Origin of the sequence: Microcella sp. (assembly GCF_019739195.1) — a bacterium.
GTDB lineage: Bacteria > Actinomycetota > Actinomycetes > Actinomycetales > Microbacteriaceae > Microcella.
Genome location: NZ_JAHHDS010000003.1, coordinates 602,205 through 615,779 on the forward strand (window position 1 = coordinate 602,205; position 13,575 = coordinate 615,779).

Sequence of the window (13,575 nt, forward strand, 5' to 3'; positions counted from 1 at the left end):
GCCGCTCATCGCGCGCCCCAGAATCGCGAGACCTGCTGCGTCGCGCTCGCCTCGACGGGCACCGCGAGCGGCACGCGCAAGTCGAAGATCGGCGGCACGAGCGGCAGCGGCACGCGCACGGCGATGTCGACGGTGACCCAGCCTCGGCGGGTGTGGCACTGCCCGGGGTTGGGGGTGCAGCTGATGCTGAGGGCAACGTCGCTCGGGTCGAGCCCGTGGTCGGCGAGTGCGAGGTCAAGCGCACGCCGGGCGGCCGCGGTGCCGGCGGCGGTCGACTCGGCCTGCACGAACACGCGCGCGCCCTGCCGCGCGGCCCCCTCGGTCGCGAGAGCCGCCGACTGGATGGTGCCGAGCGTGAGAATCAGATAGACGAGCGGCACGAGCATCAGCAGCCCTGCCGTGATGAACTCGAGGGAGGCCGAACCGCGGTCGGAGCATCCGTCGACGGCGCCGTTTTCAGCGGAGCGGTTCGAGGGCTGCACGTCCGCTCACCTCCAGCGTGTCGTCGATGCCGATCATGCCGATGAGGGGCAGCGGCGATCGCACGGTGATGATGACGACCGGATGCCCGCCGAACGCCCCCGTACCCGCCGAGATACTCTGCGCGTAGCTCTCGTCCAGGGCCGCGGTGATGAGCTCACGACTCCGCTCGATGCCGGCCTGCAGTGAGCTATCGGCGAGTGCCGCGAACCGCGCACCCTCCGCGGCCGCATCGATGAGGGTCGTGCGGATGTGGAGGGCGAACGCGACCTGCAGCACGCTCAGCGTCACGAGCGTGAGCAGCACGCCGACGAGCACGAACTCGACGGGGGCCGCGCCGCGGTCGTCGGTGAGCCGCGCGACGAGCGGGTGCGGGGTGCTGCGCGCGAGCATCCTGCGGCGCATGGGGCGATTCCGCCTAGAAGCCGGTGACGCGATCGATCGCCTGCTGGAACACGCCCTGTAGCGCGGGGCCCGCGAGTGCCCAGATCAGGATCACCAGGCCGGCTGTCATCAAAGTGATGAGCACCCACCCAGGCACATCGCCGCGGTCGTCGTCGGCTCGGCTGAGGAAGTCGAGGAATCTGCGCATGCGCGCGATTCTGGCGCGGGCAGGCGTCGTGCGTCGCGGGCTTTCCACAGCGTGCGCGTGTGGGGCGTGTCCGCTCGCCCCGGAGATTCCTGCGACACGCCGACCGAGGGGCGCGACACGCCGCGCGCGGGATCGGCCACCGGGGCGAAGCGACACGCATCCGCCGCCGCGTCAAGGGTTCGCCAACCCGGGCCGCGGCGGGCATGCTTGAGTCGTGACCGACACCCGAGCGCCCGCGACTGTGACGCTCGAGCGCTTGCGGGCTTCGCTCGCCGACGTCGGACTGAGCCTGCACCTCGACGGCATCGTCGAGCAGCGCGAAGCCGCGGCCGCCGCCGTGCGGCAGATCGACGACTACATCCGCCCCAGGCTCGCCGACCTCGACGCTCCACTGCTCGCGGTCGTGGGCGGCTCGACGGGCTCAGGCAAGTCGACGATCGTCAACGCGCTGCTCGGGGTCGCGACGACCCGCGTGGGGGTGATCCGCCCGACGACACGGCAGCCGATTCTCGTGCACTCCCCCGTCGATGCCGGCTGGTTCGCGAGCGACCGCATTCTGCCCGGGCTCGCGCGCGTGCGCGGCCGAGTGAGCGCCCCCGGCACGGCCGCGAGCGCTGCAGGCGACACCCCCGAGGCCGCGCGCATCAGCGAGCTCATGCTGCTCGAGCACGAAGCCGTGCCGCGCTCGCTCGCGATCATCGACGCGCCCGACATCGACTCGGTTGCTGACGAGAACCGCGCCCTCGCGGCGCAACTGCTCGCCGCCGCCGACCTGTGGCTCTTCGTCACGACCGCCAACCGCTACGCCGACGCCGTGCCCTGGCGCCTCCTCGAGGGCGCCGCCGCCCGGCAGATCACTGTCGGTGTGGTGCTCAACCGAGTGCCGCCGGGCGCCGCCGACGAGGTGCTGCCCGACCTGCGCACCATGCTCGCCGACCGCGGCCTCGCAGACGCCCCCGTCTTCACGATCGACGAGCAGCCGCTCGACGAGCTCGGCATGCTGCCCGCCACCGCGGTCGACGGCCCGCGCGCATGGCTCGAGGGCATTGCCGGCGACCGCGCGGCGCGAGCCCGCATCGCCGCGCGCACCCTCAGCGGCGCGATCGTGGACCTCGATCGGCGCGTGGCCCGCATCGCGGATGCTCGCCAGCAGCAACTCGACTGGCTCGACGGTGCCGAAGCCGCCGCCGACGCGCACTACCAAGCCGCGATCGATGCCGTCGATGCCGCGACGAGCGACGGCGCACTGTTGCGCGGCGAAGTGCTCGCGCGGTGGCAAGACTTCGTGGGAACATCCGACCTGTTTCGCAAGGTCGAATCGTGGTTCTCGCGCGCGCGCGACAGCGTCACCGCCTGGGTGACCGGCAAGCCGAGCCCCGTGGTGGCGGTCGAGACGCAGATCGAGACCGGGCTGCAGGCCGTCATCATCGACCAGGCCGGGCGTGCCGCGGCGGCAGCGTGGGCCGACCTCGAGCGCAGTGCTCCCGGCCGCATGGTCGCCGAGCTCAACCCTCACCTCGCGGCCGAGAGCCCCGAGTTGCGCGAGAAGGCATCCGCGATGATTCGCGAGTGGCAGGGCGCGCTCATGCAGCTGATTCACGACAACGCGCGCAACAAGCGCGTGCGCGCCCGCGTGCTGTCGCTCGGGCTCAACGTCGTCACCGTAGCCCTCATGATCGTGGTGTTTGCGTCGACCGGTGGCCTCACCGGCGGCGAGATTGCGATCGCGGGCGGCTCGGCCGTGGTCGGGCAGAAGCTGCTCGAGACGATTTTCGGCGAAGACGCCGTGAGGCGGCTCGCTGCCGAGGCTCGGCTCGACCTACAACGGCGGCTCGAGGCTCTTTTCGACGCTGAGGCCGACCGGCTCGGCACGGCGATCGAGCCCCTGCGTTTCGGCTCGTCACCCGAGGCGCTGCGGCGAGCGTCGCAAGCGCTGCTCGGCGATGTGGCGCGAGCGGCGGAGGAAGCGTGAGCGCCAGGCTGAGCCGATGGGACGCGCCATGAGCGCGTCCAAGGCGACCCTCGACGAGCGCATCGCCGCTCTGCGCGAGGTGACCGAGGCGGGGGCCGGGCGCATCCCGAGCGCGATCGCCGACGAGGCGAAGACGCTGCTACAGCAAGCCGAAGCGCGACGCTCGCGCTCGCCCGAGCACACTGTCGTGGGTGTCTTCGGCGCGACCGGGTCGGGCAAGTCGAGCCTCGTCAACGCGCTCGTGGGCGACGAGGTGGCGAAGGCGCACGTGCGACGCCCGACGACCTCGCAGGCCCTCGCCGTCACGTGGGATGCCACCGGAGCCGCCGACCTGCTCGACTGGCTGCAGATTCGCGAGCGCGTCGAGCGCACCGAGCCGGTCGACCCGCGTGCGGGCAAGCTCGTGCTCGTCGACCTGCCCGACGTCGACTCGATCGAGGCGGGCAATCGCGCGATCGCCGAACGGCTGGCCGGACAAGTGGATGCCCTGCTGTGGGTCGTCGACCCGCAGAAGTACGCCGACGACGTGCTGCACGCCCAGTTCATCGCGCCGCACGCCAAGCACGCAGCGGTCACGCTCGTCGTGCTCAACCAAGTGGATCTGCTCGCGGCTTCTGACCGAGCATCCGTCGTCGCATCGCTGCAGTCGATCGTGTCGCGCGACGGACTGCCCCGCGCCCGCGTGCTCTCCGTGAGTGCGCGCACGCTCGAGGGTATCGACGCGCTGCGGGCGGCGATCGGCGATCTGGCTGCGGCGCGCAAGGCTCGGGATGCCCGCCTCACCGCCGACGTGCAGACCCTCGCCGCGCGCATCGACGACCCGGGCTCGGCGCCTCGCCTTGATGCTCGTGCATCGGTGCGCGTTCGTGACGAGGTGGGGACCGCCGCCGGGGTCGACGTCGTTGCGACCGCTGTCGCCAGCTCGTACCGCAAGCGTGCCGGACAGGTCACCGGGTGGCCGCTCGTCTCGTGGATCGGGCGACTGCGGGCCGACCCTCTGACGCGCCTGGGGCTCGGGCCTCGGCGCCGCGGCTCTGACAAGAACAGCGACCCCGACGTGCACCGCACGAGCATGCCGCTGCTGAGTGCCGGGGCGCAGGCCACGCTGTCGCTCGCCGTGCGCTCGTTCGCCGACATTGCCGCCTCGGGGCTTGCCGGCCCGTGGAAGGCCGCGGTGCGCACCGCCGCCGAGGGCGCCCTCAACCGGCTGCCCGCCGACCTCGATCTGGCGATCGCGCGCACTCCCCTGCCGGCGAAGGGCTCGTGGTGGTGGGTGATCGTCGGCATCGTGCAGTGGTTCGCGATCGTGATCGGCGTGGGCGGTGCGCTCTGGCTCGTCGGCGCCTCCCTGCTGCCGACGTTCGGGATGCCCGCTCTGCTCATTCCGCGCGTTGAGGATGGGCCGCTCGAGGGCTGGGCGATCCCCACGCTGCTGATCATCGCGGCCGTGCTCGTCGGGGTGCTGCTCGGGCTCATTTCGGCCGCGCTCAGCGCCCTGAACGCTGGCGCGCGCCGGCGTCGCACGCGCAGGCGGTTGCTCGCATCCGTCGACGAGGTCGTGCAGCGCGATGTCGTCGCGCCCGTCGCAGCCGAGCTCGACCGCGCACGGGCAGTGACCGCCGCGCTTGCGGTAGCGCGGCGCTGAGACGCAGGATCCACGGTTCCCTGCGCGAGCCGGCGGCCCGCTTTGACAGAGCGATGACCTGGGCGAAACTAGCGGATCCGCCGGGTCCCCGCGCCATGTGGCTGCGATTGAGCGCTCGTGCGGCAGACGTCGTGTCCGTGATCAGGTGACGACGCAACCAGGCGCCGGGTCACCGTACACGGTGATGAAAAACAGGAGGAAGGCAGGCACGATCGCCATCGCGCTCCACGCCATCATGGCAATCGCAGGTCTACGGAGGCCACGATCGAGTGCGAACCCCAGAACGATAAGCAGGCACGAGAAGAACCAGACGATGCCAGACCCGATATGCGCCACGTCGCGCCATGGTTCCGACCACGGAAGACCGAAGACGTTGACGACCGTGCACATCTCCACTGACAGCCGGAAGAAGAGGACCAGGGCGACGGGCGCGAGCCCGGCGAACACTCCCATGATTGCGGGCAGAGTCGCCGTGCGCGCCGTGATGGGCTGCGGAGAGAACCACACGCCAGCGATGGCGGCGAAGACGGTTCCGGCGAACACGAGCGGGATCAGAAACGCCGGCCCTGGGGGCACCGCGACCATGGCCATGAGCCACATGACCATGCTGGCGCCGAGAGTCCACAGCACTCCCGTGGCTAGCCACGTCGGATCACGACGAATAGCAGGAGCGGAGTCGGCCATAAACAGAAGCTACCGGGCGAGGCGTCTGATACCCCGCCCGGTCTGTGTCGATTAGGCGCGCGCGTCGCGCCCGTGGAACGGTGCCCGGATCAGCGGGGCGATGAAGCAGACGTTGGCGGCGCCGGCGTAGAAGAACACGCCGCCGACCACCACGAGAGCGATGCCGCCGATGAGCGACCCGGTGTCGCCTGCGAGGGCGAGCACGATGCCCAGCACGATGAGGGCCGTGCCCGCGACGATGCGCAGACCGCGGCCGAGTGGACCAGACATGAAACGAGCGAACGCCATGAGCGTCTCCTTTACTGCGATGGCGCGGAGTTGCCCGCGCCGAGTGGGCCGCAGCGTTCGCAGCGGCCGCGCACGACGATGCCGTCGCGCACGAGGTTGCGCCCCAACTGCCCTTGGATCATGGCGATCGTCGAGTCGGGCAGGGTGATGTCGAGAATGCCGCCGCACACGGTGCACACGAAGTGGTCGTGCGCGTCGGGGCGAGCATCGAGAACGACCTGGCGGCCGTCTGAAGGCGCAAGGCGGATTTCTCCGCGTTCGACCATGCGGGCCGTGATGCGGTGCAGCGAGGTCAGCCCGAGCTGCGGCAACTGGTCGGCGGTCGCCTCATGCAACTCGAGGTTGGTCGCGTGCCCGAGCCGGTGCAGCGCGGTGAGAACCGTGTCGGTCTGGATGGTGGTGGGCATGCCATCACTATAGTGTTAATTATTAATCTAAGTTAATCATTAACACCAGTTCTTCACGTCATCCTCCAGGCCGAATCGAGCCGATCGCGAGGAACGCGAAGATCAGCACGTCTTGCCAGAAGTGGACGAACCACGCCCAGAAGAGTCCGCGCGTCTCGAGCATCGAGCGACCGAGCAGCCATCCGAGGGCGAACGCCATGACTACCCCGACCAGACCGTAGGGCACGCCGTAGTAGTGGCCGATGCCGAAGTAGGCGGCCACCATGAACAGGGCGTGACCGCGCCCGACGGGGCCTTCGAGCACCGAGAGGAACGAGGCCTTGTAGGTGACCTCTTCGTTGAACGCGTTGAGCGCCGCGCAGAGCAGCACGATCGGCAGGAAGGGCGCCGCCTGCACCACGAGATCGACCGGGGGCGCACCGGCGATCAGCAGGAAGACGAGAGTGCCGCCGCTGATCGCCACGGCGGCGAGAGGGCCGAAGCGGCTCCATCGCGTGCCCTCGTTCACCCCGAGCCAGCGGATGCGGCGCATCGGCGCTGCGAGCTCGCCCGGCACGAGGAAGAAGCGGGACGGCCGACCGCGCAGCACGAGCAGCGCCCCGATCATGATGGCCGTCACCATGAGGCGCAGCGACTGCTCGGCGGGCATGTACACGGCGAACGACGGGTCGGTGAGCCACTCGCGGTAGGCCGGCATCTGGTCGACGACGGTGAAGGCCAGCCACTCGGCGGCGACGAGCACCAGTAACAGGATGACGAACGGCACGAGCGGCCGCAACGGCCGCCATACGACCGAGACCGCGAGGGCGAGCGCGAGCAGTGCCGCCGAGACGATCGAGAAGGTGGCCGACGGAACCTCGAACCCGAGTATCTCGTGCAAAAACACCCGCGGCAGTAGCGAGACGAGCAGCAGCACCGCCCACGCGAGGGCGATCGCCGTGCGCCCCACTCGAAGCTCGTTCGCCGAATCGACGGTCATGGCCTGCTCCCGACGCCGGGTGACCGCGATCACCTCCGGCGTGGCGCCATAGTCGCACGGCGATGCTCCCGGGCCTATAGGTCTAAGGGCCCGAGCCTGCAACCCCTCGCGCATCGGGTGATGCAAGAGGAGAGTGAAGTCATGAACGACACACCAGAACGCAAGCAGCCGACCGATCATCTGCCGCCGCGCGACGAGCGTGAGCCCGACGACGAGCGCACGACCGAGCAGTCGTACCCGGGGGACGACAGCAATGGCGCCGACCACCCGTCAGTCACGGATGCGACAGCGGCCGAGCCCGAAAAGCCTGCCCGGCACGGCGTCGCGAAGCTGCCGCCCGGGCCTCACTGATCGGCGCGTTAGGGCAACAGGCGCCACTTCGCAAGGCCTCGTGGTCTGCTCGAGCTCTCGGCACAGTAGAGGGATGAAAGACACACCAGAACCGAAGACGCCCGGAGACTTCTTGCCCTTGAGCGACGATCGAGACACCGAGGATGAAACGAACGAAGGTGCCGACGAGTCGACAGCGCACGGCGAGACGAACACTCCGCCCGCCCCACCCTGATCGCGACGATGGGCGCTAGAAGCCGAGCTGTAGCACCATCAGGCCTGGCCAGATGGCGAAGAGCACCGTCACCGGCAGGATGAGGAACACCAGCGGCACGAGCATCGCGACCTCGCGCGTACCGGCAGCCTCGAGCAGCCGCCGCTTCGACTCGTCGCGCGCGTCGAGGGCGTGGGCGCGCAGCACCTCCGCGAGCGGGGTTCCGCGGTCGAGGGCGGCGAGAATCTGATCAACAAGTCGGCCGACGGCCGCAATCTCGAGGCCATCGCGTAGCTCGGCGAGTGCCGCCGCGAAAGGATGACCGGCGGCGGCTCGACGCACGACGCGCTCGATCTCTCCGGCCAGCTCGCCTGAACCGGTGCGGGCGACGCGCCGCAGGGCATCCAGGACGCTCTCCCCCGCCGCGACGCTCAGGGCGAGAAACTCGACCACCGTCGGAAACTCTTCGGCGATGCGCGCCGCGCGCCGGCGGGCGGAGTGGGCGAGCAGGGCATCCGCCGCCGCGATGCCGCCCACGGCACCCGCAGCGATGGCGACGACCGCGACTGGAACGAAGGGGGCGTCGTTGCGAGCTGCGGCGATCGCGGCAACGATTCCGAGCGCGGATCCGATCAGGGCGGCGAACAGCTGCCGCGTGCGATGGCCGGCGACGGTGAGCGCCGAACCCGACTGGCGCAGTCGCACACGAACGACCTCTTCACCGCCGACGACCGTGTCGAGCACGCGCTGCGCCCACTCGACGGCGGGGGCCACGAGGGCACCGAGCACCGGCAGCGGGTCGATGCGCCGCGCTTCGGTCATCGCGCGCGCCTCGGCCGAGACGTCGACAAGGTAGGGGGCGAGGCGGTTGACGAGGCGCGGGCGGCCGAGCCGGGGCATGGTCGAGACGAGCAGCCAGAGCCCGACGCCGAGCGTGAGGCCGGCGAGCGTTCCGGCCGCGAGCAGGGGCGTCATCGAAACCACCGGCCCTCTTCGGGCAACCGCCCGAGCGCGATCATGAGGCGGTAGGCGACGAGGGTCGCGGCGAGTCCGCCCGCCACGAGCGCGGCGCCACCAGGGGTGTTGTAGGCGGCCGCGGCTTCGGGGCGGGTGCTCAGAAGTAGCAGCACGATCCACGGGGCCACGACGCCGAGTCGAGCCGCGGTGCGAACCCACGACTGACGGGCGTCGACCTCTGACCGCACCGCCGCGTCGGCCCGCAGATAGTGCGAGAGCGACCGCAGCACGCTCGGCAGCTCGGTGCCGCCGACCTCGCGCGCCATGCGCACCGTCTCGACGATGCGATCGGCGACCGGGTCGGCGAGGCTCGCCTTGAGCGCGTCGAGGCTCTCGGTGAACTGCGCAGAGCGCAGGTAGTCGCGGCGGAACTCGCGGAACGGCCCCCGCACCGCCTCGGGCGCGGAATCGGCGAGCGCAGCGACCGCCTGCGGCAGGCTCAGCCCGGCGCGCACGCCCGAGAGCAGGTGGTCGACGACGTCGGGCCAGACCGCGCGAAGGGCTCGGCGACGCGTGGCGGCGCGACTGCGCAGGATCAGCACCGGAACCGCCGCCGCGACGACCGCCGTGATCGGGGCGAGCGCCACGACGGGGACGAGGATGAGCGTCACTGCTCCTCCAGCGAGACCCGCCATGAGGATGATCGCGACGAGCACCACGGGCGAGACACTGCTGACTCCCGCTCGCGCGAGCAGCTCGGCGAGCGGGGCCAGGGGGTCGCGGCGGGTGTGGGCGGGCCGCTCCCGACGCGGCCACAGCCAGGGCGAGGCGACGAGCAGCACACCAGCGGCGAGCAGCAGGGCGGCGACGAGGGTCATGCGCGCGCACCTTCGTGAGCGGAAGCCGAGGTTGTTGGGGGCACGCGAGGAGGTGCCGCCGACTCACTGGGCGTTTCGGGGCGCAGCAGCATCGCCGGGTCAAAGCCGGCGCCGGTGAACCGCTCGGCGCGCGCCGGCAAGACTCCGGTCGGGGTGAGACCGCCCTCGAGCATCCTGAACAGCGTGTCGGCCTCGATCACGCCGTCGGTGACTGCGCCGGTCGGCGCGACGATCTCGGCGACCCGGCGCTGGCCGCCCTTCACGAGCTCGCAGTGAACGACGAGGTCGATCGCGCTCGCGACCGTCGGCACGACAAACCCCGAGTCGATGTTGCGGCCCGCCAGCAGGGGCAATGTTGAGAGCTTGACCAGGGCATCGCGCGCGCTGTTCGCGTGGATCGAGCACATGCCCGGCAGCCCCGAGTTGAGCGCGATCAGCAGGTCGAGCGACTCGGCTTCGCGCACCTCGCCGACCACGAGGCGGTCGGGGCGCATGCGCAGGGCCTCTTTGATCAGACGCCGCAGAGTGATCTCGCCCGTGCCCTCGAGGTTGGGCGTGCGGCACTGCATCGCGACGACGTCGCCTGCCGAGAGATCGAGCTCGAAGGTCTCTTCCACCGTGACGATGCGGTCGGCGGGGCGCGCGCTCGCGAGCATCGCGCCGAGCAGGGTCGTCTTGCCAGAGTGCGTCGCGCCGCTCACGAGTATGTTGCAGCCGGCGAGCACGCTCATGCGCAGAAACTCCGCGGCGAGGGTCGGCATCGACCCGAGCTCGACCAGACGCTCGAGGCTGCCGATGCGCTGCGAGAACTTGCGCACGTTGACGGCCCAGTGCCGCCGCGTCACATCGGGAATGACCACGTGCAGCCGCGAACCATCCGGCAGACTCGCGTCGACGAAAGGGCTGCTCAAGTCGACGCGGCGGCCCGTACTCTGCAGCATGCGCTCGACGAGCGTGCGCACCTGGTCGTCGGTGAGGCGAGCATCCACCCGCTCGGTCACGCCCGCCCGGGCAATGAAGATGGCGTCGGGAGCGTTGATCCAAATTTCCTCGACCTCCGCATCGTCGAAGTAGGGCTGCAACGGACCGTAGCCGGTGAGGTCGGCGAGCACGCGGCCAAGCGCGGCCTGCTCGTCGCCGAGGCTCGGCAGGCTGCCGGCGAGCGAGCGCTCGGCGTAGGACCGCAGCTCGTCGCGCACGAGACGCTCGGCCGCGGTCGGGTCGGCGCTGAGGTCGAGCCGCTCGGCGCGCACCCGCTCGCGCACGCGGTCGGTGATCACGCTGACGGCACTCGGCATGCGCGCCATTCTGCTGAGCGCAAGCTCTGGGCTTGCGCGACTCTCCACAAGCAGTGGGCGACGGATGCGCCCGCAGTGCAACCCACACCGCTCTAGGCTGGGCGGCGACTGCCTCTCGGGCAGCACCCTACGACCTGGAGGCCCGCATGCTTGACGCCCTCGCCGCCGGAGCCGTGGGGCTCGGTGCCGCGAGCTTTCTCGTCATCGGCGCCGCGATCGGCTGGTTCGTGCGGGTTCCGACCGGAGCCGTCGCCGGCGTCATGGCGTTCGGCGCAGGCGCGCTCATCTCGACTCTCGCGTTCGAACTCGTCGGCGAGGCGCACGCGGTGGGTGGGCTGCTGCCGACTCTGGGCGGCTTCCTCGCGGGCGCCGTGGTCTACGTGCTCGCCGACCTCGCGCTCGCGCAACGAGGCGCCCGGGCCCGCAAGAGATCTATCGCCGTGCAGAGCGAGCCGGGCGTGCATGCGGCACCGGCGACCGCGACCGCGAGCACAGGGGCCGGGTTGGCTGTCGCGATCGGTGCGCTGCTCGACGGGGTGCCCGAAAGCCTCGTGCTGGGGTTGTCGATCGCGCAGGGCGGAGCGGTGAGCATCCCGATTCTAGTCGCGGTCGCCGTGTCGAACATTCCAGAAGGGCTCTCGAGCGCGGCGGGCATGAAGCACGAAGGGCGCAGCGCGCGTTACGTCTTCGGAGTGTGGGGCGGCATCGCCCTCGTCTCGGGGCTCGCCGCAATGCTCGGCTTCGCGCTGCTCGCCCAGGCCGGGCCCGAGGTCGTGGCGGTCGTCACGACGATCGCGGCGGGCGGCATTCTGGCGATGGTGGCCAACACGATGATTCCCGAGGCGTTCGCGGCCGACCGATCGTTCACCGGGCTGTGGGCCGCCCTCGGGTTCGCGCTCGCGTTCGCGCTCTACCAGCTGGGCTGAGCGGCTAGCCGCCCCAGCCAAGAGGGTTACTGCCCGTCTCATAGCTCAGCGGCACTCGCTCCAAGAGCTGCGCGAAGTACTCGTCGAACGTGATCCCCTGCCGCTCTGCTGCTCCGACACCCACGTAGAGCAAGAACTCACCTGTTCCGGCAAGGGGGTCTGCTCCGCCCCATGGCAGTGTTTGGGTGTTTACGGCTTCCTCCCACGTCGCCTTCCCCGCCGAGATCGTGTCAGCTCGTGCATAGAGGAAGACGTCGTCGCTCACGAATCCGAATTGTGCGGGCTCGTTGAGTCGGTACCACTCAGCGCGACAATCCGAGTCGAGTGCGTGAAGGGCAAGCGTCAATCGCGCGTCGAATGCGATGATGGTGTCGAGGTCGGCCTTCGCGAGCTCCGTCTCAAGCCGCGTGAATCCGGCAGGCGAGTTTGTACCGTCAAGCACCTCGATGTACTGCCAGAACTCATCACTGGGCATCGCGTTCGCCTCGACGATCGCAACGGCTGAGTCTGGCGTCGCGTCTGGTGCCGGAGTCGAGCAGATGATGGCTTCGCCGGGCAAAAGCAGGTTGCCTGGGGGGCCCGGCCCGAGATCCGCTTCCACGTCGTCGGTGAAAATGGGCACGAACGGCATACACCCAGCCAACATGAGCACTGCACACGCCAAGAAGAGAGCCGGCGTTAGGGCTGCAGCGCGATGCTTCCTCATGAAGTCCGAGCGTACAACGACGAACAATTCCGCCGCCTCGCGGCCAGCGCGGCGCGCGCTGGTTGAGGCGAGGGAAACACGCCGAGTGTTCTCCACAAGGATTTCCGGGATGGTCAGGTCTACATGCCGTGATGCCTTTTGGTGCGAGGCGGAGAAACGCCTAGCCGCAGGCGAGTTGTACCAGGCCTCGGCTTGGGCTCACCGCTCATCGCCGATCGGAAATTCAACGAGGGTCCGATTGGCGGCAGCCTTTGTCAAGCGGTGAGCTCGTCGCCCCGCGCGATCAGCCGAGCGATCAGCTCGGGCACCTCGTCGACCGTGCGGCAGAACATCGCCGGTTTGACGCAGATGCTCGTGTAGCCCTGCTCCAGCTGTCGGGGCAGGGCGGCGAGGGCCTCGTCGATGTCGGCGACAGCATCCGGCCCGTCGAAGCGGCCCCGGATGCCCCCTACAAGCTCGAGCTCGCTCATCGAGCGCCCGGCCTCGGTCATGGCCGCCTCGAGCACCGCCAGGTCGTCGGCCGTGAGCGTGCCAAAAGGGTTGAGGCCAGAGCCGTACTGCACGATGCGCCGCACGAGCGGCGGATGCATGCCTTGGCCACCGAACCAGAGAGGCGGGCCACCGGGCCGGAACGGGCCCGGCTCGAGCCACACGTCGTCGAACTGGTAGAACTCGCCCTCGTGACGCACGGGCGACTCTCGCCAGGCACGCGTGACGACGTCGAGCTGCTCGTCGAGAATCGCGCCGCGGCGCCGGAAGGGCACCCCGAGCGCCGCGTACTCGTCTTCATGCCAGCTCACCGTCGGCAGCACGACCAGTCGGCCCTGCGAGAGTAGGTCGAGCGTGCCGAGGTCTTTCGCGAGCTGCAAAGGATGCCTGAGTGGGAAGACAATGGCCCCGGCGACAACTCGCAGCGTCGTCGTCGCCTGCGCGATGGCCGACATGAGCACGATCGAGCTCGGCCACGCGGTCGCCGGGTCTTGATTGCCGGGCGCGGCGTAGTCGCGCAGGTTCTCCATCACGCCGTGCGCTCCGGCCGAAGGCCCGAGGGCGATGTGGTCGCTCAGCATCACGGCGTCGACTCCGCAGCGCTCGGCCGTGACCGCCAACTCGACGAGCCCGCCGAGATCACGCGGGTCGACGATCGCGTCGTTCTCGGTGAGAACCATGACCCAGCGGATGCTCACGCGATGCCTCCTCGCACACTCGACAGTCGTTC

Annotated in this window: 16 protein-coding genes; 4 read left to right on the plus strand and 12 right to left on the minus strand. The window is 70.0% G+C overall.

All coding sequences use genetic code 11. The features are described from left to right. Positions 1 to 5: 5 nt before the first annotated feature. The 3 genes from KL788_RS04620 to KL788_RS04630 are packed head-to-tail and all read right to left on the minus strand — an operon-like array spanning position 6 to position 1,072. Positions 6 to 482 (minus strand): hypothetical protein, encoded by a 477-nt coding sequence (locus KL788_RS04620; RefSeq protein ID WP_293168940.1) that lies wholly within the window; start codon positions 480 to 482, stop codon positions 6 to 8. Then, a complete protein-coding gene (locus KL788_RS04625) occupies positions 457 to 885 on the minus strand; it encodes a TadE/TadG family type IV pilus assembly protein (protein ID WP_293168942.1) in 429 nt (142 codons plus the stop codon). The genes KL788_RS04620 and KL788_RS04625 overlap by 26 nt, the downstream gene beginning before the upstream one ends. A gap of 13 nt (positions 886 to 898) precedes the next feature. Continuing rightward, positions 899 to 1,072, minus strand: coding sequence for a hypothetical protein (locus KL788_RS04630; RefSeq protein ID WP_293168944.1), 174 nt, complete (start codon positions 1,070 to 1,072; stop codon positions 899 to 901). Positions 1,073 to 1,286: 214 nt separating this feature from the next. Here KL788_RS04630 and KL788_RS04635 point away from each other — a divergent pair, with 214 nt between their 5' ends. Together KL788_RS04635 and KL788_RS04640 are read left to right on the plus strand one after the other, a co-directional pair. Beyond that, positions 1,287 to 3,044 (plus strand): dynamin family protein, encoded by a 1,758-nt coding sequence (locus KL788_RS04635; protein ID WP_293168946.1) that lies wholly within the window; start codon positions 1,287 to 1,289, stop codon positions 3,042 to 3,044. 28 nt (positions 3,045 to 3,072) lie between these two features. Further along, entirely contained in the window at positions 3,073 to 4,689 is a 1,617-nt protein-coding gene (locus KL788_RS04640; protein ID WP_293168948.1) for a GTPase family protein, read from the plus strand. Positions 4,690 to 4,830: 141 nt separating this feature from the next. Here KL788_RS04640 and KL788_RS04645 read toward each other — a convergent pair whose 3' ends face one another. The 4 genes from KL788_RS04645 to KL788_RS04660 are packed head-to-tail and all read right to left on the minus strand — an operon-like array spanning position 4,831 to position 7,047. After that, positions 4,831 to 5,373 carry a hypothetical protein gene (locus KL788_RS04645; RefSeq protein WP_293168950.1) on the minus strand — a complete coding sequence of 181 codons (543 nt, stop codon included), beginning with the start codon at positions 5,371 to 5,373 and terminating at the stop codon, positions 4,831 to 4,833. Between the two features lie 51 nt (positions 5,374 to 5,424). After that, a complete protein-coding gene (locus KL788_RS04650) occupies positions 5,425 to 5,661 on the minus strand; it encodes a YgaP-like transmembrane domain (RefSeq protein WP_293168952.1) in 237 nt (78 codons plus the stop codon). An 11-nt stretch (positions 5,662 to 5,672) separates the two neighbouring features. Continuing rightward, the gene (locus KL788_RS04655; protein ID WP_293168954.1) at positions 5,673 to 6,068 is read right to left on the minus strand and encodes a transcriptional repressor; all 396 of its coding nucleotides are present in this window, start codon (positions 6,066 to 6,068) and stop codon (positions 5,673 to 5,675) included. 58 nt (positions 6,069 to 6,126) lie between these two features. Continuing rightward, entirely contained in the window at positions 6,127 to 7,047 is a 921-nt protein-coding gene (locus KL788_RS04660; RefSeq protein ID WP_293168955.1) for a CPBP family intramembrane glutamic endopeptidase, read from the minus strand. A 141-nt stretch (positions 7,048 to 7,188) separates the two neighbouring features. Here KL788_RS04660 and KL788_RS04665 point away from each other — a divergent pair, with 141 nt between their 5' ends. After that, positions 7,189 to 7,398, plus strand: coding sequence for a hypothetical protein (locus tag KL788_RS04665; protein WP_293168957.1), 210 nt, complete (start codon positions 7,189 to 7,191; stop codon positions 7,396 to 7,398). 229 nt (positions 7,399 to 7,627) lie between these two features. Here the strand turns inward: KL788_RS04665 and KL788_RS04670 are convergent, their stop codons facing one another. The 3 genes from KL788_RS04670 to KL788_RS04680 are packed head-to-tail and all read right to left on the minus strand — an operon-like array spanning position 7,628 to position 10,724. Beyond that, positions 7,628 to 8,566 carry a type II secretion system F family protein gene (locus KL788_RS04670; protein WP_293173162.1) on the minus strand — a complete coding sequence of 313 codons (939 nt, stop codon included), beginning with the start codon at positions 8,564 to 8,566 and terminating at the stop codon, positions 7,628 to 7,630. After that, positions 8,563 to 9,426 carry a type II secretion system F family protein gene (locus KL788_RS04675; RefSeq protein ID WP_293168959.1) on the minus strand — a complete coding sequence of 288 codons (864 nt, stop codon included), beginning with the start codon at positions 9,424 to 9,426 and terminating at the stop codon, positions 8,563 to 8,565. Before KL788_RS04675 ends, KL788_RS04670 begins: the two co-directional genes overlap by 4 nt. After that, on the minus strand, positions 9,423 to 10,724 hold the full coding sequence (locus KL788_RS04680) for a CpaF family protein (protein WP_293168961.1): 1,302 nt from the start codon (positions 10,722 to 10,724) through the stop codon (positions 9,423 to 9,425). Before KL788_RS04680 ends, KL788_RS04675 begins: the two co-directional genes overlap by 4 nt. Before the next feature lie 146 nt (positions 10,725 to 10,870). On the opposite strand from KL788_RS04680, the gene KL788_RS04685 reads away from it, so the two are divergent. Beyond that, positions 10,871 to 11,650 carry a ZIP family metal transporter gene (locus KL788_RS04685; protein WP_293168963.1) on the plus strand — a complete coding sequence of 260 codons (780 nt, stop codon included), beginning with the start codon at positions 10,871 to 10,873 and terminating at the stop codon, positions 11,648 to 11,650. 4 nt (positions 11,651 to 11,654) lie between these two features. Here KL788_RS04685 and KL788_RS04690 read toward each other — a convergent pair whose 3' ends face one another. Both KL788_RS04690 and KL788_RS04695 read right to left on the minus strand, forming a co-directional pair. Further along, positions 11,655 to 12,356: a DUF4240 domain-containing protein gene (locus tag KL788_RS04690; RefSeq protein ID WP_293168965.1), complete on the minus strand. Its 702-nt coding sequence runs from the start codon at positions 12,354 to 12,356 to the stop codon at positions 11,655 to 11,657. Positions 12,357 to 12,610: 254 nt separating this feature from the next. Continuing rightward, a complete protein-coding gene (locus KL788_RS04695; RefSeq protein ID WP_293168967.1) occupies positions 12,611 to 13,543 on the minus strand; it encodes a TIGR03619 family F420-dependent LLM class oxidoreductase in 933 nt (310 codons plus the stop codon). Between the last annotated feature and the right edge of the window lie 32 nt (positions 13,544 to 13,575).